At 64.1% G+C, this 19,859-nt stretch carries 15 protein-coding genes; 6 read left to right on the top strand and 9 right to left on the bottom strand.

Annotation, left to right across the window (positions count from 1 at the left end; genetic code table 11):
* Positions 1-95: 95 nt before the first annotated feature.
* Positions 96-2,798, bottom strand: coding sequence for an EAL domain-containing protein (locus OX460_RS03185; RefSeq protein WP_289897621.1), 2,703 nt, complete (start codon positions 2,796-2,798; stop codon positions 96-98).
* A gap of 205 nt (positions 2,799-3,003) precedes the next feature.
* Between OX460_RS03185 and OX460_RS03180 the strand changes: the two genes are divergently transcribed.
* Together OX460_RS03180 and OX460_RS03175 are read left to right on the top strand one after the other, a co-directional pair.
* Positions 3,004-3,978, top strand: a complete 975-nt coding sequence (locus OX460_RS03180) for a thymidylate synthase (protein WP_289897620.1) — start codon at positions 3,004-3,006, stop codon at positions 3,976-3,978.
* Positions 3,978-5,021, top strand: a complete 1,044-nt coding sequence (locus tag OX460_RS03175) for an SMI1/KNR4 family protein (protein ID WP_289897619.1) — start codon at positions 3,978-3,980, stop codon at positions 5,019-5,021. The genes OX460_RS03180 and OX460_RS03175 overlap by 1 nt, the downstream gene beginning before the upstream one ends.
* Here the strand turns inward: OX460_RS03175 and OX460_RS03170 are convergent.
* The 4 genes from OX460_RS03170 to OX460_RS03155 form a co-directional block, all read right to left on the bottom strand.
* Positions 5,018-7,294: an outer membrane beta-barrel family protein gene (locus OX460_RS03170; protein WP_289897618.1), complete on the bottom strand. Its 2,277-nt coding sequence runs from the start codon at positions 7,292-7,294 to the stop codon at positions 5,018-5,020. The genes OX460_RS03175 and OX460_RS03170 overlap by 4 nt on opposite strands.
* A gap of 187 nt (positions 7,295-7,481) precedes the next feature.
* Entirely contained in the window at positions 7,482-8,816 is a 1,335-nt protein-coding gene (locus OX460_RS03165; RefSeq protein ID WP_289897617.1) for a VWA domain-containing protein, read from the bottom strand.
* Positions 8,817-8,825: 9 nt separating this feature from the next.
* Positions 8,826-10,079, bottom strand: a complete 1,254-nt coding sequence (locus OX460_RS03160; RefSeq protein WP_289897616.1) for a TerD family protein — start codon at positions 10,077-10,079, stop codon at positions 8,826-8,828.
* A 243-nt stretch (positions 10,080-10,322) separates the two neighbouring features.
* Positions 10,323-10,898, bottom strand: a complete 576-nt coding sequence (locus OX460_RS03155; protein ID WP_099667617.1) for a TerD family protein — start codon at positions 10,896-10,898, stop codon at positions 10,323-10,325.
* Positions 10,899-11,111: 213 nt separating this feature from the next.
* Between OX460_RS03155 and OX460_RS03150 the strand changes: the two genes are divergently transcribed.
* The 4 genes from OX460_RS03150 (at position 11,112) to OX460_RS03135 (ending at position 16,508) form a co-directional block, all read left to right on the top strand.
* Positions 11,112-11,876 (top strand): alpha/beta hydrolase, encoded by a 765-nt coding sequence (locus OX460_RS03150; RefSeq protein WP_289897615.1) that lies wholly within the window; start codon positions 11,112-11,114, stop codon positions 11,874-11,876.
* A complete protein-coding gene (locus OX460_RS03145) occupies positions 11,873-12,358 on the top strand; it encodes a dihydrofolate reductase (RefSeq protein ID WP_099667616.1) in 486 nt (161 codons plus the stop codon). The genes OX460_RS03150 and OX460_RS03145 overlap by 4 nt, the downstream gene beginning before the upstream one ends.
* 239 nt (positions 12,359-12,597) lie before the next feature.
* A complete protein-coding gene (locus OX460_RS03140) occupies positions 12,598-14,862 on the top strand; it encodes an arginine/lysine/ornithine decarboxylase (RefSeq protein WP_099667615.1) in 2,265 nt (754 codons plus the stop codon).
* 257 nt (positions 14,863-15,119) lie between these two features.
* Complete coding sequence (locus tag OX460_RS03135) at positions 15,120-16,508, top strand: sigma 54-interacting transcriptional regulator (protein WP_289897614.1); 1,389 nt, start codon at positions 15,120-15,122, stop codon at positions 16,506-16,508.
* A 6-nt stretch (positions 16,509-16,514) separates the two neighbouring features.
* Here OX460_RS03135 and OX460_RS03130 read toward each other — a convergent pair whose 3' ends face one another.
* From OX460_RS03130 to OX460_RS03115, 4 genes are all read right to left on the bottom strand, one after another.
* Positions 16,515-16,928, bottom strand: a complete 414-nt coding sequence (locus OX460_RS03130; protein ID WP_289897613.1) for an amidohydrolase family protein — start codon at positions 16,926-16,928, stop codon at positions 16,515-16,517.
* A 322-nt stretch (positions 16,929-17,250) separates the two neighbouring features.
* The gene (locus tag OX460_RS03125; RefSeq protein ID WP_289897612.1) at positions 17,251-17,901 is read right to left on the bottom strand and encodes a hypothetical protein; all 651 of its coding nucleotides are present in this window, start codon (positions 17,899-17,901) and stop codon (positions 17,251-17,253) included.
* Positions 17,902-17,935: 34 nt separating this feature from the next.
* On the bottom strand, positions 17,936-18,811 hold the full coding sequence (locus tag OX460_RS03120; RefSeq protein WP_289897611.1) for a hypothetical protein: 876 nt from the start codon (positions 18,809-18,811) through the stop codon (positions 17,936-17,938).
* Positions 18,795-19,841: an aminotransferase class I/II-fold pyridoxal phosphate-dependent enzyme gene (locus tag OX460_RS03115; protein ID WP_289897610.1), complete on the bottom strand. Its 1,047-nt coding sequence runs from the start codon at positions 19,839-19,841 to the stop codon at positions 18,795-18,797. The genes OX460_RS03120 and OX460_RS03115 overlap by 17 nt, the downstream gene beginning before the upstream one ends.
* Between the last annotated feature and the right edge of the window lie 18 nt (positions 19,842-19,859).

Below are 19,859 nucleotides of genomic sequence, written 5' to 3'. Positions count from 1 at the left end.
TGACGGCATGAGCGAAGCATATAATATTTTTTAGAAAAAAGCGAACGTTCGCTCTTTTTATGAAACGGCGTTGTTTTTCTTGCGCATACGACCTTCTACAGTGCCAATGCAGAGGCTGGAAGCGGTATCAGAAAGCGCTGATGCATCAGCGACAGCATCTGTTCCGCCGGCACGGGGCGCGAGATGAAATAGCCCTGCACCTCATTGCATTGCAGGGTGCGCAGGATGTCGAGCTGCTCGCGCGTCTCCACCCCTTCGGCCACCACGCTCATGCCCAGCGCATGCGCCATCGACAGGATGGCGCGCACGAACACTTCGCCCTGCTCCGAGCGGCCCAGCTCCATGGTGAAGGCGCGGTCGATCTTCAAGCCATCCATGGCGAACTTCTGCAGCTGCGACAGCGAGGAATAGCCGGTGCCGAAATCGTCGACCAGCAGGCGCACGCCCAGCGCGCGGATGGCGGACAGCTGCTCCACGGCGCGGTTCTGTTCATCCATCATGGCCGATTCCGTGATTTCCACCTCGATCAGGCGCGCATCAATGCGGTGGCGCGTCAGCGCGGACGCCAGCACCTGGTGCACGTCGCCGCGGCCGAACTGGCGCGCCGAGACGTTGATGGAGACTGGCACCAGTTCCAGTCCGCTGGCTTGCCAGCGCGCCATCTGCAGGCACACCTTTTCGATGACGACTTCGCCCAGCTGGGAAATCAGGCCGCTGCTCTCGGCCACGGGAATGAATTCCAGCGGCGGCACCATGCCGTGCTGCGGATGGTGCCAGCGCACCAGCGCCTCCATGCTGCACAGCTGCCCGCTCATGGCGTCGACCCTCGGCTGGTAGACGACGAGGAACTGATCCTGCTCCAGCGCCGCCACCAGGCTTTGTTCCAGTTCGCGGCGGTTGCGGATGGTTTCGAACAATTCCGGCTGGAAAAAGCGATGATGGCCCTTGCCCGCCACTTTCACGGCATACATGGCGATGTCGGCGTTCTTCAGCAGCACTTCCGTCTCGGCGCCATCGCGCGGATACAGGCTGATGCCGATCGAGGCGCCCATCTTGTGGCGTTCGCTGCCCAGGTAAAACGGTTCGTCGAAGGCGATGGCGATGCGCTGCGCCACCTGCTCGGCGCGGCTGTCGTCCTCCACCGGGTCGAGCACGACGACGAATTCGTCGCCGCCCAGGCGCACCACGTGGTCGCCCGGCCGCAGCACGGCCTTCAGGCGCAGGGAGGCGGCGCGCAGCACCTTGTCGCCCTCCGCGTGGCCCTGCGTGTCGTTGATATCCTTGAAGCCGTCCAGGTCGATGAACAGCAGCGCCAGCATGTGCCGCGCGATGGCGGCGCGGCCCAGGGCGCCGGGCAGGAATTGCTGCAGCCAGTAGCGGTTGGGCAAGCCCGTCAAGCCGTCCTCATTGGCCAGGCGGCGCAAGTCGCGCTCGTGCTCCTTGGCCGTGCTGATGTCTTGCAGGGTGACGGCCAGGCGGTCGCCGCTGCGCACCAGGCGCCGGCGTATCCAGCGCAGCTTGAAGGGGTTGCCTTCCGGCAACTCGATCTCTTCCTCGGAAAAGCCGGAGACCATGGCGGCCCGGTAATTATGGATCAAGTCGCGAAAATACGGCTCGTGGGCGCGCGACTGCAGGCGCATGCCCAGCAACTGTTCGCGGCGCACGCCGAAGTAGCCGGCGCCCGGCTCGTTGCAGTCGACGATCTCGAAGTCGAGGATGCTGCCATCCGCGCCGCGCAGGGCGGCGATGATATAAAAGCCGTCGCTCGTGCCTTCGGTGGCCATGCGGTAGGCGTTGCGCACGCCTTCGGACTGGTGGTGGCGCCACGCCAGGCGCAGCGACAGCACGGTGGCGACGGCGGCAAAGGCCAGCAGCAGCACGGTGACGGCCAGGGCGATGCCGATATAAATGGTGCGCGTTTCCTCGTAGGGGTGCAGCATTTCGCCGTCCGACAGTCCGACCACGGTCGTAAACGGATAGGCTTTCAGCGCCTGCCAGCCCACATAGCGATTTTGCTTGTCGGAAAAAGCTATCCTGCCGCCCGAATGCAGGGCGCCGCTTTCCGTTTCCAGGAAGCTGGTGTCGAGAAACGGCGTGCCCTGGCCGCTCTGCGTCGGCAGCACGCGCGAACCCAGGCGCGTGCTGAACAGCTCGCCCTCTTCGCCCACCATGGCCGACATGCCGAACTTGCCAAAATTGACACTGTTATAGAATTCGGAAAAATAGCTGGAATGGATGGAGATCAGCAGCACGCCGTCGAAATTGCCATCCTCGTCTTCCAGCCGGCGCGTGAAGTGCACGAGGCTTTCGCCGGCGCCTGGCGCTGACGGGGCCGCCTCGCTGGCCCTCCCCAGCGCGATGCGCAGCGCGCTGGAATTGCTGCGCCAGTGGCGCAACAGGAAATCGCTGCGCTCGTTGACGCGCAGGCGCTGCAGCGGCGCCGTGGCCGTCACGGGATGGCCCTTGCGGTCGAGGATGGCGACGATGGCAAATTGCGGCAAGGCATACATGCCCTGCGTTTTCAATTGATCGAGGCGCAGCTGGCCGCGCGAGTTTTCCCATTCATACTTGAGCTGCAAGGTCAGCTGGTCCATCTGCTCCAGGGTGCGCAGCAGGTACTGGCCATATGCTTTCGACAAGGAAGACACGCTGTCGAGCGCCTGCTGCTGCGCCACCTTCTTTTCCGCTTCCAGCTGCAGCAAGGTGGCCGTCCACAATACCGCGCACAGGATCAGGCCCAGCAAGGGCCAGGCGAGGATCAGGCGCAGGTTAGCCTTGAGAAAATCGGCCCTGCTCATCTCCACCACGGCGGCGTTATTATTATTTACAAATTGTCGCAAGAACATGGTGCAGCATCTGCCGTTTCTATGTATTTCTTCAAGGACACACAAATTACCACAGAGTCATGTTTGCAGGTAAGACGGCAGCGTAATTATGTGCGTAGGCCGCGGCCCGCCTGTCGCGCCTGCGTTACAATCACCATCCTTACCGTTGGAGAAATACATGCAGCAATATCAAGATTTGATCAAGACCGTGCTCGAAACGGGCAGCTGGCAAGACAACCGCACGGGCATCCGCACCCTGAGCGTGCCGGGCGCCATGATGCGTTTCGACTTGGCCAACGGCAACTTCCCTGCCGTGACAACCAAGAAACTGGCTTTCAAATCCGTGATCGGCGAACTGTGCGCCTTCCTGCGCGCCTCGCGCAACGCGGCCGAGTTCCGCGCCCTGGGCTGCAAGGTCTGGGACCAGAACGCCAATGAAAACGCGCAATGGCTGGCCAACCCCTACCGCGAAGGCGAGGATGACCTGGGCCCCGTGTACGGCGTGCAATGGCGCCAATGGCCCGCATATAAGCTGCTCGACGCCGACCAGCCCGCACAGATCGCCGATGCGCAAGCGAACGGCTTTAGCTTGGTCGCCCCCATCGTCGAGAACGGCGTGCAAAAAGTGCTGCTGTACAAGGCCGTCGACCAGTTGCGCGAATGCCTGGACACCATCATGAGCAACCCGGGCAGCCGCCGCATCCTGTTCCACGGCTGGAACCCGGCCGTACTGGACGCTGTTGCCCTGCCCGCCTGCCATTTGCTGTACCAGTTCATCCCGAACGCCAGCACGCGCGAAATTTCGCTGTGTTTATATGTACGCAGCAACGATATCGGCCTGGGCACGCCCTTCAACATCGCCGAAGGCGCCGCCCTGCTGCACCTGGTGGCGCGCCTGACGGGCTACACGCCGCGCTGGTTCACCTACTTCATCGGCGACGCACACATCTATGAAAATCACCTCGACATGGTGGAAGAACAATTGAAGCGCACGCCGTTCCCGGCGCCCCGTTTCGTCATTTCCGAGCGCGTGCCCGACTACGCGAAGACGGGCAAGTACGAGCCGGAATGGCTGGAAAAGATCGAGCCGTCGGATTTCTCGCTGGAAGGCTATGAACACCATGCGCCCATCAAGGCGGCGATGGCCGTCTGATGGCGGTCACACCGCTGGCAGCCCTGCACCGCAAGCTGTTTGACGAAACGGATGGCAGCAAGTTCGCCAGGCTGAAAGAGCGGCTGCTGAAAAAGCATGCCGCGGACGACAGGCTGGCCGTGCTCGACATCCTGACGGCGTATGCGCGCGATGGACAACTGCTGCACTGGCGCACCTTTTTGATGACGGATATCGTGCATCTGGTGGAAGGCAGTCAACATGCGGCCTTTTTCGCATGGGCACTGGAGCAGCCCGCACTGGCGTACTGGGGCGTCGATGGCTTGCTGAAAAGTATAGGCGTGGACGCGTATGCGCCCCTGGTGGCGCTGGCAGCGTCCGGCGCCACCAGGCTGGAAGTGCGCGCCAAGGCGATCAAGAGCCTGGCCGTGTTCAGCCGCCAGCCGTTTGACCAGGACTTGCCGTCCGATCCCGGCCACTGGAAGGCAGAGCAGCTGCGACTAAGCGCCGTGCTGGACTGGCAAGCGGACGGCTACCCTGACGGTGCAGGCTACAAGGCGCCCGCCAAGCATGAGACGCTGGCCAAGCCGCGGTCGCGCCTGCAAGTAGCAGCCGCCTTCCTGGAGCGGAAACTGGCGCTGCGGCGCCAGCGCGAGCAAGACCTGGCGCAACCGTCGAACTGGCTGACCATGGCCAGCGCCAAGGACATGGCCGAGATCGACGCGCAATGGGTCTTGCCGGAAATCTACCGCCATTTCCTGGAATGCTATTCGCCGCTGCGCGTGCATGTCGACGGCAAGCGCTTCCCGCAGGGCCTGCATCTGTACGGCGCGGCGGAGCTGGTGAAGGCCCAGCACGGCTACGCCGTCCATGCCGTGCATCATCACAACATCGCGAGCTGGCAGTCGAAGCTCGTGGTGATTGCCGATGCGGGCGGCGACCCGTACTGCGTGCACCTGGAAGAAAGAAGCATCGACGGCGACTTGCCCGTGTACCGCGCCAGACATGGCGCAGGCGAATGGCGCTTCGAGCTCCATATGGACGATTTCATCGACTTCCTGCACGAAATCGCGGGGGCGGCCTAGCCTGCTTCGCCGCCCGGTCCGCCGGGACCGGGACCGGATCCGGGTCCGCCTGGCCCCCGTCCGCCCGGCGGACCGAAGCGCGGCTCCCGTTCGCCCTCCTTCGCCGCCGACGTGGCGCCGCCCAGCCGATACGACAAGCCCACATAAATCATGCGGCCGTCAAAGCGGCGCGTGCTCGTCTCGCGCAGCGAGGCGCTGTTGATGACGGTTTCCATCTTGTTGCTGCTGAACACATCGGTCACATTCATGACCAGGCTCAATTGCGGCGTCACCGTGTGGCGTAAACTGAGGTTCAGCGTGTTGTTCGGCGAGCGGTAGCCCTGTCCCGACAGCATCTTGCCCTGCATTTGCAGGGCCAGTTGCAGCTGGTTATCCGCATTGATCTGGTAATTGAGGCGCGCGCGGCCGCTCAGTGCGTTGGCCGTGCGCGTGCTGCGGTTGCCCAGGTCGTCGGAACTCGTCTGCTGGCTGCGCGCCAGGTTGCCGCTCGTGTTCAGGGTCAGGGACGGCGTCAGCTTGCCGCTGACGCTGAATTCCAGGCCGCTCGAATGGCTGCCTTCGCCGTTTTCCCGCGTGGTCAGCAGCACATTGTCGCTAATAAAATAGCGGTAATCGACGATGGCGTCCGTGTCGCGCCGGTGGTAGGCGCGCAAGCTGCTTTCCAGGCCCGCGATCTTCGTTTCATAGCCGATTTCGAAGGAATCCGTCTGCGTCGGTTTCAGCTTCGGGTTGCCGGCCGACACATTGAACTCGTCGCGGTAGACCACGTAGGGGTTCAAATCGCCCGCATTCGGGCGGCGGATGCGGTGCGCGTAGCTGAAGCGCAAATTGCTCTCGTCGCTGACTTTATAGGTGGCGAACAGGCTGGGAATATAGTTGACGTAATTGTTGCCAGCCTCAACGCCACTGGTGATCTGGCGCACGTTCAAGTCCGTGTACTCGGCGCGCAAGCCGGCCAGGGCGCCCCAGCGTTCGCTCAGGCGCATCTGGTAAGAGCCGTACAGCGCGATGGTGCGCTCGTCGAGCTCGAAACGGTTGCTGCGCATGGGATTGACGGTCTCGGCCAGGCTGGCCGGATTGATATCCGTATATAAAGTGTCGAAACTGCTCTTGTTGTCGGCCACCTTGTAGCCCAGCTTGGCCGTGCCGCCCGCCAGTGGACGCTCGTAGTCGCCGCTGAAGTCGACGATGCGGTTGCCCGTCTCGCTGTGCTGGCGCGCGCGGCTGTCGAACGCGTTGACAGGCGCGATCGCATAGGCATTCGCGTAATCGCTGTCGCTCTCGTTGGTCGACGAGGACACGCGCAAGTCGATTTTCAGGGTTTCGCCAGGCAACTCGCCCTTGTGGTCGTAACGCCCGCCCCAGCTGTAGTTGCGGCTGTCGCCATTGCGCACGGTGCTGCGCACATAGTCGCCGATGGTGTTGCCCGTGCTGTCGCCGTTGATATACCGGTCGAGCGAGCGCTGGTCGTTGCTGCGCCCGTTGTACGACACGCTGGCGGCCAGGGTATCGTTGGCATTCAGGTTGTAATTGACGGTGCCGTGCAAGCCCAGCGAATCGTTCAAGCCATTGTTGGTGGAGCTCTGGCTGCTGGGGGCGAAGGCGCCCGTGCCGCGGTCCAGGCGTTCACGGCTGACCTCGCCCACGGAATTGCGGCCGTCATGGCGCACATTGATGCCGCCCTGGTAGCCCCACGGCCCTTCATTGTAGGTGCCGGAGACGGAGCTGTTGTAGCGCCCGGCGATGCCCGCATTCGCGTTGACGGTGGCAAAGCCGCCCGGCTTGCGGTTGCGCCGCATCACCAGGTTCAGGATCGGGCCGCCACCGGCTTCGTTGCCGAACTGGGCGCCGGGATTGTTGATCACTTCCACGGATTCGATATCGTCGGCCGCCATGGCGTTCAACGTGGCGCCGCGCGAATCGCCCTGCAGCATGGCCGACGGTTTGCCATCGATCAATATCTGCACATTGCTGCTGCCGCGCAAGGACACGGAACCGTCGGGGTCGACGGCCACCGAAGGCACATTGTTCAAGGCATCGGCCGCCGTGCCGTTGGTGCTGCCCACGTCGGACTTGACGTCGTAAACTTGCCGGTCGATGCGGCCCGTGGGACGTTCGGCCGTCACGCTGACGGTAGCGGGAGCATCGACGGCGGTCGCCTTGGCCGGTGCGGGCTTGACGACGGTATCGCCGGTGACGGTTTGCGCCTGGACAGCGGCGCCGGACACGAGCAGGCTGCCGCCCGCCAGACAGTGAAAGAGGATTTTATGCATTTGCTTAAAAAATAATCGAGACGCTACGGATGAGGCACTACGCCGCAGCGTGAGAGCACATTCTCAAAGCATGCCACGATTGCAAGGAGCAAAGCAAATGCGAACCATTGTTATTTACTTCAATTTACAAATCTCTCGCACTTGTGGTCGCATAGCCTCATCCGATGACCTTTGCGCCACCTTTGCGCTACCTCAGCAAGCCCTTGCCGCGCGCCAGTTTCAGCCAGCCCGGATATTCCGTCATCAATAAGTCATACAGTTCCGCATCGCTGTGCTCGTCGGGCGAGCTGACGGAAAAGTAATTGGCATTGTCGACCAGGCGGCCCTGCAATTCGTCGAGCTTTTCCAGGAAGGGGAAGTCGGAATCGGCAAAGGCGGCGAGGAACTTGCTTTTCGATTTGCGCCCCTTGCCGATGCCCATGAATTGCCAGAAGATCGGTTCATGGCTGGCCCAGCGCAATTGTTTCTCCGTCGTCGCCTGGTCGCTGGTGCCGCCATCTGTGACGAACATCACGTACACGGGCAATTCCGCGGCGACGGGCCGCGTGCGCTCGCCGCCGGCGCCATCGGGGAAATAAAATGCGCGTATCGCCTGCATGGCGGCGCCATAGCGCGTATCGCCTTCCAGCGGATGGCGCTGTATGGCCTGGCCCACGTAGGTATTGCAGTTGCTCAAGGCCATGGGCGCCGGATGGTGGACATTCTTGCCGAACAGGAAAACATCGATTTCGCCATCGTCGTCGAACTTGCAACCCAGGGCCAGGATGCGTTCGGCAAAGCGCTGCACCAGCCCTTCTTTATATAGTCGGCCCATGGAGCCGGAAATATCCAGGCACAGACACACCTTGGCGCGGTGGTCAAGCAAACCCACTTTCTGCAGCGACACGCCCGCCTGCTTGACGAGGCTGACCAGTTGCGGCGCTTCCCGTTCAACCCGTTTTTCCAGGTTGATCTTTGCCTGCATGACGGCCGAAACCGCCGCAGGGGCAGCAGAAGCAGCCTGGTCGACTTCGCCGCCGAAGTGGCGCACCAGCGCATCGAGTCCGCCATTGAAGCCCTGCCCCACGGCCATGCAGCGCCAGCCGCCATCCTTGCGGTAGATTTCCGCCAGCATGACGGCTTTTTCCTGCGCGAAATCACTACCCGCGAAAGCGAAGCGGGCCAGCTCGCGTCCGCCCGCCTGCAGGCGCACGTGGCCGGCTTGCAGCTGCGACATCACGCCGCCGCCATCGATGGACGCCGTCACGACGAGGCGGTCTATGCCGGCCGGCAAGCGCGCCAGCTGCAAGGCAAACTCGGCCATGTCGCCGCCGCTGCCGGCCCGCGCTTCCACGCCGCCGCACGGCGTGCGCGGCTGGTTGAAAAAGGTCATGTAGCGCTCGTCGGCCAGTTTGCCGTTGGCGTCGAGGCCGAAACAGGCCACGTCGAGCGCCAGCCCCTGCGCAGCGACGCCCACCTGCAGCACGCCGTCGGGAACGAGATTGGCCAGCGGCAAGCGCTGTCCCTTGGACAAGGTTTCCATCAGTGCCTCCTAGGCGATATAGCGGCGCGGATTGTCCGCGTTGAAATCATCTTCGTCTTCCTTGTCCTCGCCCTTGAAGACGACGGGACCGTTGAAGGCCAGTTGCAAGTTCTCGCCCTGCCAGCTCAGCCACGGCGTCGCTTCGCTGCCCGGTTCCGACGTCTTGCCGGACGGTTCGAGGATGATGCTGTCGGGCGTGATGCGCGCCATGCCGATCACATAGGTGTAGACGGAATCGTCCTCGGCCGCCTTGGACAGGCGGAAGTCGAACGCGCACTCGACGATCTGCTCGCCATATTGCATGACCATCTTCGGCCGCATGGAAGCGACCGACACGGCGCCATTGGCCAGCGCCGAATACACGCTGAAGACGAGGCCCACCGTGCCGCCGTACTGTTGCGCCAGCGCGGGATTGACTTCCACCGTTTCCGTGGCCGGTTCCTTGCCCGATGCGCCCGCCACGTCGCCCAGGTGGCGCACATACGGCATGACGTCGAAGCTGCCCGGCGTATCGGGCGCCTGGATGAAGCGCATCTGGCCGTTCGGCAAGAGGATGCCGACTCTTAAATCGAGGTCGTCATTATCGTCGTCGCCATCGCCGTTATCGACCCAACTGGCCTTGACGGTGAGCTTGCCCGGCGCGCCCGCGCCCTTTTGCAGCGACACCTTGTGCGTCTGGCCCGCCTTGGTCAGCGAGATTTTCGACAGGGAAATTTTTGGCGGCGGCGCCGGCTCCGCTGCCGCCTGCGCCACTTCGCCGCCGAAATGGGCAACCAGAGCGTCCAGGCCGCCATTGAAACCCTGGCCCACGGCCATGAAGCGCCAGCCGCCGTCCTTGCGGTAGAACTCGCCCAGCATGACGGCTTTTTCTTGCGCAAAATCAGATCCCGCATACGTGTAGCGGGCCAGCTCGCGCCCGCCGTCCTGCAAGCGCAGGTAGCCGCTGCCCAGCTGCGCCATGGTGGCCGCGCCATCGATGGCGGCCGTGACGACGAGGCGCTCGATGGTGGCAGGCAAGCGGTCCAGCTGATAGCTGAAACCGGCCGCATCGCCGGACGGCGCCGCCGCTTCCACGCCGCCGCACGGCGTGCGCGGCTGGTTAAAGAAAGTCATGTAGCGGTCATCGGACAGCTTGCCGTTGGCGTCGAGGCCGAAACAGGCAAAGTCCAGCGGCACGCCAGCGCTGGCGAGTCCCAGTTGCACGACGTTGCCCGTGACGAGGCCGGACAGCGCCAGGCGCTGCCCCTTGATCAGGTTTTCCATGCAATTATTTATTCAGGTGTGGGAGCTTCGGACAACGGCTCAAGGCAAGGCGCGTCGTCCAAAGACAGTACGAATGTACAGTCAGTCCATGGCGGCGCAACGCCGCCATGGACTGCCGTTTTGGGTTCTATACAAAGCTAAAAGAGCTTCGGACAACGGTTCAGGGCAAGGCGCGTCACCGAAGACAGTACGAATAGTACGGCGAGGTGACGCAACGCCGCCATGGGCCGTTTTCCGGAGCTCTTAGGCGTTGATGCCGAACGAGCGTGCCAGTGGTCCCAGGCCGCCCTTGAAACCCTGGCCGATGGCCTTGAATTTCCATTCGCTGCCGGCGCGGTAGATTTCGCCGAAGATCATGGCCGCTTCCGTCGAGCCGTCTTCCGACAGGTCGTAGCGGGCGATTTCCGCGCCGTTGTCGCCGTTCAGGCAGCGGATGTAGGCCTTGCCCACCATGCCGAAGTTCTGCTTGCGGTTTTCCGCGTCGTGGATCGTGACGGCGATGGCGATCTTGTCGATGTCGGCGGGCACGCTGGCCAGGTCGACGGCCACTTTCTCGTCGTCGCCGTCGCCGCCGCCGGTCGTGTTGTCTCCCGCGTGGACGATGGAGCCGTCAGCCGACTTCAGGTTGTTATAAAAAATGAAATCGGCATCGGAACGGGCCTTGCCATCCGTTTTCAGCAGGAAAGCGCTGCCGTCCAGGTCAAAAGCGGCGCCATCGGTGGCGCGCGGGTCCCAGCCCAGGCCAATCACGATTTTCTTCAAGCCGGGAGCTTCCTTGCTCAGGTTGACATTGCCGCCTTTTTGCAAACTGATCGCCATGGTAATTCCTCTTTAATGTAGGGGTTGCATTCGGTGTTTCAGGTCACGTCGCCGGCACGCCGGCTTGATGAGCCATGAGCCTACCATAAAGTTCCGGCTTGCCAGCCGCGCACTATTGAAAATAATGCCATACGGAAAAATCGTGCCGCTGTCCCCATGCGCAAAATGACGGATAATGCCGCTCGACAAAAATTTTTCACACTAGGTTTGTCCTTGATCAATATACGACTCGACTGCATTCCTGGCACCCTGTGCGACGCACGCCTGTGGTCGCGCCTGGCGCCTGCCCTGGGCGACGCCTTTGAGCTGCGGCACGTGCCCTTGCACCAGGCGCGCACGCGCCCGCAGATGCAGCAGATGATCGCCAGCCACAGCGCTCCGCAAGCCCATCTGGTGGGCTTTTCGCTGGGCGCCTACCTGGCGCTCGAACACGCGCTGGCGCACCCGCAGCGTGTGAAATCCCTCACTTTGATCGCCAATTCGGCCAAAGGTTTGCTGCCGGCGGAAATCGAAGCGCGCCAGCGCATCGTCGCCATGCTCGAGCGCAATGCCTATACGGGCATCACGCGCCAGCGCCTGCGCGAATTGCTGCACCCGTCGCACTTGCAGGACGGCGCCATCACGGGCCTGATCCGGCAGATGGGGCTGGACCTGGGCAAGGACGTGCTGCTGGCGCAATTTCTCACCACGATAGACCGTCCCGACCTGATGGCGCGCTTGCCGGAACTCGATTTCCCCGTGCTGATCGTGGGCGCCGAAGACGACAAGCTCGTCGATCCCGACGACCTGCGCGCCATGGCCGCCCGCCTGCCGCAAGCCACCTTGCACTTGCTGAAAGACAACACGGGCCACATGATCCCGCTGGAAGCACCGGGCGCGCTGGCGCATGCCATGCGTGCGCATCTGGAGGCTGCCGGCAATTTCAACGATAATGACGGGCATCGGGCCTCGCCCCCACCTTTTTCACAGAACCAATGAGCTTACTGACCATCATCGTCGCCACCGACCAGCAAGGCGGCATCGGCATCGACAACACCCTGCCGTGGAAATTGCCGGAAGACCTGGCGCATTTCAAGCGCTTGACGACGGGCCACCCCATCCTCATGGGCCGCAAGACCTTCGATTCCATCGGCCGCCCGCTGCCGAACCGCCGCAACATCGTCATCACGCGCAATCCGGACTGGCGCCATGAAGGCGTGGAAGCGGCGCCGTCGCTGGAAGCGGCCATCGCCCTGCTGGACGGCGCCGAAGGCTATGTCATCGGCGGCGCCGACATCTATAAACAGTCGCTGGCCCTGGCGCAGCGCCTGATCGTCACGGAAATCGGCCAGACCTTTGATTGCGACGCGTTTTTCCCCGCCGTGGATCATGCCGTGTGGCAAGAAACCGCGCGCGAAGCGCATGTTTCGGAGAAATCCGGCCTGCCTTACGCCTTTGTCACCTTGCAACGCAAAGCCTGATAAGGTTGATGTTGATTAACAGAATGTTGCTGTAATACCCCTGTCACACCGTTGCGTCACGCTAGCGCAAGCTTGTGGCGCTTTGGGGCGATATTTTTTTCCCGCAGAGGCCGCATTTCTGCGAGAATCCCGTTCTTATTTTTTTTATGCGGCTGCCGGGTTGCACTACCGCCTGACCGTCGCGCCCTAGTCCGCCCCTTCACATCTGTCAGGGGCGGCTTGCTTTTTTGGAGACATGCATGAAATTTCGTTTCCCCATCGTCATCATTGACGAGGATTTCCGTTCTGAAAATACGTCCGGCCTGGGCATTCGCGCCCTTGCCGCCGCAATGGAAAAAGAAGGCATGGAAGTGCTGGGCGTGACCAGCTACGGCGATTTGTCGCAATTTGCCCAGCAGCAATCGCGCGCGTCAGCCTTCGTGCTGTCGATCGACGATGAAGAATTCGGCGCCGGTTCCATCGAGGAAACCGATCACGCCTTGAAGTCGCTGCGCGCCTTCGTCGAGGAAATCCGCTACAAGAACGCCGACATTCCTATTTACCTGTACGGCGAAACGCGCACCTCGCGCCATATTCCCAACGATATCCTGCGCGAACTGCATGGTTTCATCCACATGTTCGAAGATACGCCGGAATTCGTCGCGCGCCACATCATCCGCGAAGCGAAATCCTACCTGGATGGCCTGTCGCCGCCGTTCTTCCGCGCGCTGGTGCACTACGCCAACGACGGTTCCTACTCGTGGCACTGCCCTGGCCACTCGGGCGGCGTGGCCTTCCTGAAGTCGCCGATCGGCCAGATGTTCCACCAGTTCTTCGGTGAAAACATGCTGCGCGCCGACGTCTGCAACGCCGTCGAGGAACTGGGCCAGCTGCTCGACCATACGGGTCCTGTCGCCGCGTCGGAACGCAATGCGGCGCGCATCTTCAATGCCGACCATTGCTATTTCGTCACCAACGGCACCTCGACCTCGAACAAGATGGTGTGGCATTCGACCGTGGCGCCAGGCGACATCGTCGTCGTCGACCGCAATTGCCACAAGTCAATCTTGCATTCGATCATCATGTGCGGCGCCATTCCCGTGTTCCTGATGCCGACGCGCAATCACCTGGGCATCATCGGCCCTATCCCGCTGCATGAATTCACGCCGGAAAGCATTGCCCGCAAGATCGAGGCGAATCCGTTCGCGCGCGAAGCGAAAAACAAGAAGCCGCGCATCCTGACCATCACGCAATCGACCTACGATGGCGTGATCTACAACGTGGAAACCCTGCGCGAAATGCTGGACGGCAAGATCGACACCCTGCACTTCGATGAAGCGTGGCTGCCGCACGCCACCTTCCACGATTTCTACAAGAATATGCACGCCATCGGCAAGGACCGTCCGCGCGCCAAGGAATCGATGATCTTCTCGACCCAGTCCACGCACAAATTGCTGGCCGGCCTGTCGCAGGCCTCGCAAATCCTCGTGCGCGAATCGGACACGGTCAAGCTGGACCAGGACGCCTTCAACGAGGCTTACCTGATGCACACCTCGACCTCGCCGCAGTATTCCATCATCGCCTCGTGCGACGTGGCCGCGGCCATGATGGAAGCGCCGGGCGGCACGGCCCTGGTGGAAGAATCGATCATGGAAGCGCTCGATTTCCGCCGCGCCATGAAGAAGATCGACCAGGAATGGGGCCAGGACTGGTGGTTCCAGGTGTGGGGTCCGGCCAGCTTCAACGACGAAGGCATGGGCCAGCAGGAAGACTGGATGATACGCGCCGAAGATGACTGGCACGGTTTCGGCGACCTCGCTCCCGGCTTCAACATGCTCGACCCGATCAAGGCGACCATCGTCAACCCGGGCCTGTCGCTGGACGGCCAGTTCGGCGACACGGGCATCCCCGCGTCCATCGTCACCAAGTACCTGGCCGAGCACGGCGTCATCATTGAAAAATGCGGCCTGTACTCGTTCTTCATCATGTTTACCATCGGCATCACCAAGGGCCGCTGGAATACCCTGTTGACGGCCTTGCAACAATTCAAGGACGACTACGACAAGAACCAGCCGATGTGGCGCATCCTGCCGGAATTTGCGGCGGCCAACCCACGCTACGAAAAAATGGGCTTGCGCGACCTGTGCCAGCAGATCCACGATTTCTACAAGGCTTACGATGTGGCCCGTCTGACGACGGAAATGTATCTGTCGGACATGATCCCGGCCATGAAGCCGTCGGACGCGTTCGCCAAGATGGCGCACCGCGAAATCGAACGCGTGGCCATCGACGAACTGGAAGGCCGCATCACGTCCATCTTGCTGACGCCGTACCCGCCGGGCATTCCGCTGCTGATCCCGGGCGAGCGCTTCAACAAGACCATCGTCGACTACCTGCGCTTCGCACGCGACTTCAACGAGCGCTTCCCCGGCTTCGAGACGGATGTGCATGGCCTCGTGAAACGCGAAGTCGATGGCAAGCGCGGCTACTTCGTCGACTGCGTCAAGATGGATGAGAACGCCTAAAAATCGTCCATGGCGGCGTTGCATTGCCTAGCCGTACTATTCGTACTGTCTTCGGCAATGCGCCTTGCCCTGAACGTTTTTAGCCATTCTCGTGACGTTGCTTGATGACGTTGCTGGAACCGCGCTCACTGGCGCCGCCTGATGCAAATCAGGCGGCGTTTTTCATTGTGGGCCAGCGCGCACGCTTGCGCCAGATCAAACGGCTGGGGTATCGGGCTTCTAAGATGGGCGACTCGTGCCATCGTGACGGCAGGCCTATGACGCTCAAGGTGTGGCTGGAAATCATGCAGCAGGCGGCGGCTGGCAGTGGCGCCATGCTGGCGGCGGCCTTGAAGCAGGCTCAGGTAACTATAGCCCGGCGGCACGATGGCGAAGAAGATGGAACGGGCATCGTGCTGTTCGCCGAAGCCAATACGGCGCTGCTGCAAGCGCTGCCGGCGCTGTGCAGCCATGCCCGCGTGCTGGCCATCGCCGCCTGCGAGCAGCCCCCCAGCTGCGCGCAACAGCGGGCCCTGATGGCCGCTGGTGCGCTCGATGTGCTGCTGTGGCCGAAAGGCGCCGTCGATGCGGGCCAGGTGCTGGCGCGCCTGCAGCGCTGGCAAGCTGTGGCGCAGCTGCTGGCGTCGGGCGCCGTGCGCCAGCAGCTGGTAGGCGACAGTGCAGCCTGGAGCGCCTTGCTGCACCAGGTGGTGGAAATGGCCGCCTTCAGCCAGGCCCCGATGCTGATCACGGGTGAGACGGGCACGGGCAAGGATTTACTGGCGCAACTGGTCCACCGCCTGGGCAACTGCCGGGGCGACTTCACCATCCTCGACTGCACCACCCTGTCGCCGGAACTGGCTGGCAGCGAACTGTTCGGCCATGAACGGGGCGCGTTTACGGGGGCGGCGGCACCGCGCGACGGCGCTTTCGCCCTGGCCGACGGCGGCGTGCTCTTCCTCGACGAAGTGGGCGAACTGCAGCTGCCCCTGCAGGCGCAGCTGCTGCGCGCCATCCAGGAACGCAAATACAAGCGCGTGGGAGGCAATACCTGGCAACCGACGCAATTTCGCCTCGTCTGCGCCACCAACCGCGCACTGGAAGACGAGGTGGCGCGCGGCGCCTTCCGCGCCGACCTGTATTACCGCATCGCCGGCTGGCGTTGCCAGACGCCGCCCCTGCGCGAGCGCCAGGACGACATTTTGCCGCTGGCCCGGCATTTCCTCGCCGAGCTGGCCCAGCAGCCGCCGCCCCCGCTGGACGCCGCCGTGCGCGAATACCTGCTGCTGCGCGACTATCCGGGCAATGTGCGCGAGCTGCGCCAGACCGTCACGCGCATCTGGCACCGCCATTGCGGCCCCGGTCCCATCACCATCGGCGCCCTGCCCCCCGAAGAACGGCTGCTGGCCCCGCCCTGGCCCGACCAGTACTTCGAAGCGGCCGTGCGGCGGGCCCTGGCCCAGGGCTGCAAGCTGTCGCACATCGCGCGCTGCGCCACCGACATGGCCATCCGCCTCGTGCTGGCCGAGGAACACGGCAACAACCAGCGCGCCGCCGCCCGCCTGGGCGTGACGGACCGCGCCTTGCAGATACGCCGCAAGGCGGCCGCCTACGCGACGCCAGCCGCGACTGCCGCTACGATTGCGATTCCGCCGGCCGCGCCTTGATCTGCCTCAAGCCAGCCGCGCCAGCCGCAAGAAATTGCCACCCGTAATCAAAGCCGCATCGGCCGGCGGCAAGCCCAGCAGCTGAATCTTGTGCAATTCCAGCCCCGGATGCAGCCAGGGGCCATCCGAGCCGAACAGGACCTTGTGCGGCCCCGCGCGGCGCACGGCCTGCTGCAGCAAGTCGAAGCGGCGCACGCCCGAGCTGTCCGCATGGATGTTGCGGTGGCGCGCCAGATGGTCGATCAGCGCCAGCTGCGCCGCCCAGTCGTCGCCGAAGCTGCCCAGATGGGGCAGGATGAGCGACGTCGGGATACTGCTGCGCCAGCAGTTCGGCCACGGCCACCTCGCCGGCCGGGTCGTACAGCACGGGCAAGCCGAAGAAGCGGGCCGCGTCGCACACTTCGCCGCTGATGCGCGCATCCAGGCGGTGCGCCTTGATGCCGACAAAGCCATAGCGCTCGACGGCCGTGCGGACCACGTCCATGACGCGGCCCCGGTCGCGCCGCGCATGCACGAAGGCAAAACCGTAGAAACGCTGCGGATCGGAGGCGACCAGGCGCGCCACGCCATGGTTGGCGATGGCGTAATCGGAGTGGAAGGTGGCGAACAGCACGCTGCGGGCGATGCCGGCCGCCTGCGCGCGGCGCAGATAGGCTTGCAGCGGCGCATCGCTGTCCCACGGCCCGCTCAAGCCGTCGCCCGGTCCCGCATGGCAATGACAGTCGATGATCATCTTGCCGCGCTATTGCCAGTCGCCCATGACGACGATGCGGTTGCCGCGCCGGCGCCAGCGCCCGCTCTCCGCCTCGCCCTGCGGCGCGGCCGAACGGAAGTGCGGCAGTTGCTGGTGCAGGGCCCGCGTCAGCGCGCTTTCCACGGCGCGCGCGCTGCCGTCGCCGTCGGCCGCCAGGCGCGCCGCCTGCCCCGCGATGCGCACGAAGCGGCGCGCCAGCTCCAGTTCGCGGTCGGCCGGCGCTGCGGCTTCCATCTCCAGTTCCAGCGCATTGCTGGCGGCGCGCCCCAGGGCCGAACCGAGCGCCGTGCCCACGCCCGGTATCGGTATCATCGAACCGAGGGCGCCGCCGACAAAGGGCAAGGCCGTCTTGGCCACGGCCTTCAAGGCGCCGCCCAGGGGCTTGGCCACCTTGGCGATGGTAGCACCCACCTTCTTGACGCCCTTCCACACGCTCTTGAATACGTTGCCGAGAAACTGTTCCAGCTCCTCCTCGCTGGACACTTCCAGCAGTTCCATGGCCAGCTGCAACTCTTCCTCTTCGCTGAACAGGGCCGGGGCGCTCCCCTTGCCGGACCAGGTTTCGCCAAACTCCAGCACTTCAAACGCGGCGCCGGCCCGCTGGCGGCATTGCGCGCATTCACATTCAAGTTGATGCATGGTGCACTCCTTCGCAGTAGTGAACGGGCTGTCGTCAGTTCCACATTTCGCCCAGCACGGCCAGTTCCAGTTCGCGCCGCTGGTTCGTCAGCACGCCGCGCTGGTTGGCGAACATGTCGTCGTGGATGCGCTGCTCGATGCGGCGCCGCTGGGCCGCCGAGGACAGGGCCGCCACGTACACCTGATGCCCGCTCACGTCGACGCCCATCATCTGGCCGCACAGGCGGTGCTGCAGCAGGCGCCGGTGCAGATCGTCCGTCTGGCCGCTGTAGGCGCGGCGCCTTCCGCCCGCATCGAACTCGATCACATACAGGCCCGGGCCGCGGCCATTCGGGTCGCGCAGCGCATTGGCCAGCGTCCCCAGCGCCTGGTAGGTCAAGGCGGCCGCTTCCGGCACCCGGCCCATGGTGCCGGCCAGGGTGGGCGGGATTTCACCTTGTTGCCCGTCATCGTCCTGGCCCTGGTCCTGCCCTTGATCCTGTCCCTGGCCCGCATCCATGGCCGGCTCCGGCTCCGGCTGGTCGCCAAACGCCGGCTCCGCCACGGGATAGGCCTGCGGATAGAGGGTCGGGTAGAGGGGCACATAGCCGCCCCAGCCCCGGTAGCGCGGCGGCAGATAGGGCAAGGGCGGCGGTGCGGGACGCGGCGGCCTGCGCGCCGGATTCGCCTGGTAGCGCGGCGGCGCGGGACGGCGCTGTCCGCGCAGGGGCGGCCGCGCGCGCAGCCCGCCGCTGCGCATGCCCCCGCGCGCGCCACCGGGGGGCCAGCGCTCGCCCTCCCATTCGGCCTCGCCCTCTTCTTCCCCCTGCCACTCCTGCGACCACTCTGGCGACCACTCCCCCTGCCATTCCTGCTCGCCGGCCGCTCCCGGCTGCCCCGCAAAGGGCAGCATTTCAAACGCTTCGTTCATATCGCCTCCTGATGTGATGTACAAGCAAGCCCATCGCCTGCTCCAGTTGCCGCGACGTCTGGTCGGCTCGCAGCAGAAAAGTCAGCGCGCCGGGACCGTCCCCCGCTTGCGCCAGCGACAGCACGCCCGCTGCGCGCAAGACCTGTTGCAAATGGGCGCGGCCGGGCAGGCGCTGCACGGGAAAGCTGCCACCCTGGCAGGCGATGCCGGCCGCCGCCATCCCCGCCCTCCATTGCGCCACCCGCTCCGCCATCCTGGCGCGCAGGGCGTCGCCATGGCGCGCATTGAGCGCCAGGGCGCGCCGCGCCGCCGCCAGCACGGCTGCCGAAGGCGGACTGGCATGCACGCGCGTCTGGCTGTGCGCCGCGAAGCGCCGCAGCAAGTTGCCGCTGCCGGCCAGCACGGCCAGCGGCACGCCAAAGCCCTTGGCCAGCGAGGCGCCGACGATCAGGTGACCGCCCCCCTTGTCGTAGCCGCCCGGCAAGCCATGCAGCCGCGCCGAGCCGCCACCAGCCGTGCCCATCACGCCCAGCACCTGCGTGTCGTCGAGCAGCAGATAGCCGCCCCCCTGGCGCGCCAGGGCCGCGTAGCTGGCCAGCGGCAAGACCTGTTCGCTGCCCGGCACATAGCCATCGGCCAGGATCAGGGGACGCCGTCCCTGCCGGCCCCAGTCCGCCGCCAGGCGCCGCAGCACCGCCATCTCGCCGCAGGGAAACATGCGCAGGGGCAAGCCCAGCGCCTGCGCCCGCTCGGCGCCCCAGCGCGCGATGGCGTAGCTGCCGCCATCGACGAGGATCACCAGCCGCTCGGCAGCGAGCATGCCGAACAGGTCCCAGAACAGGTGCAGGGTCGACGGCAGCACGCAAGCGGCCTCGCAGCCTTGCAGCGCAGCCAGGCTTGCTGCCAGGGTTTGCGCGCCTGGCGGCTCCTGCAGCGCGGCCGGCTGGCCCTGGGTCAGGCTGCTCCATGGCGCCAGCGTAGCCGCCGGATGGCGCATGCCCAGGTACAGCGCACTGGTAAAGTCGAGCATGCACGCGCCCCGCTCCCG

This window comes from Janthinobacterium sp. SUN033 (assembly GCF_030397595.1).
Taxonomy (GTDB): domain Bacteria; phylum Pseudomonadota; class Gammaproteobacteria; order Burkholderiales; family Burkholderiaceae_D; genus Janthinobacterium; species Janthinobacterium kumbetense.
Note: the sequence above shows the minus strand (reverse complement) of the source record. Positions and strands in the feature narration are given on the sequence as shown.